General features: G+C 63.4%; 1 protein-coding gene. It reads left to right on the forward strand.

Annotation, left to right across the window (positions count from 1 at the left end; translation table 11 throughout):
- Nucleotides 1-511, forward strand: a 511-nt coding sequence (locus tag AC1D1M_RS31475; protein ID WP_477778703.1) for an immunoglobulin-like domain-containing protein, incomplete at both ends; no start/stop codon positions are given.

A 511-nucleotide genomic window follows, 5' to 3' on the forward strand; every position in this document is an offset into this window, starting at 1 on the left:
CGACGTCAGCGGCGGTAATTACGAAAATCTGGTGGCCGACAAGACGCCGGTCAGCACTACCGTCACCGATACTCCGGACACCACCAATTTGTCGCTGAGCGCGACCGGTTCCGTGGCCGAAGGTGGTTCGATCACCTACACCGCGACCCTGACCAACGCCGCCGGCTCGCCGGTCACCGTGACCCTGTCGAACGGCGCGGTGATCACCATCGACGCCGGCAAGACCACCGGCACCGTGACCGTCGATGCGCCGAAAGACGACGTCTACAAAGATGCTGGCAAAGTCGAAGTCAGCATTTCCACCGCTACCGGCGGCGATTTCGAAAACCTGGTGCCAAGCAGCGTACCGGCGGTGACCAATGTCACTGACACCATCGACACCACCACCGTGAAGCTCAGCGCCACCGAAACCGCGGCTGAAGGCGGCACTGTCACCTACACCGCCACCGTCGGTGCCGCCGTCACCGGTTCGCCGGTCGTCGTGACGTTGGCCAACGGCCAGAGCATCACC

It is taken from the genome of Pseudomonas sp. P1_F7 (genome assembly GCF_056405655.1).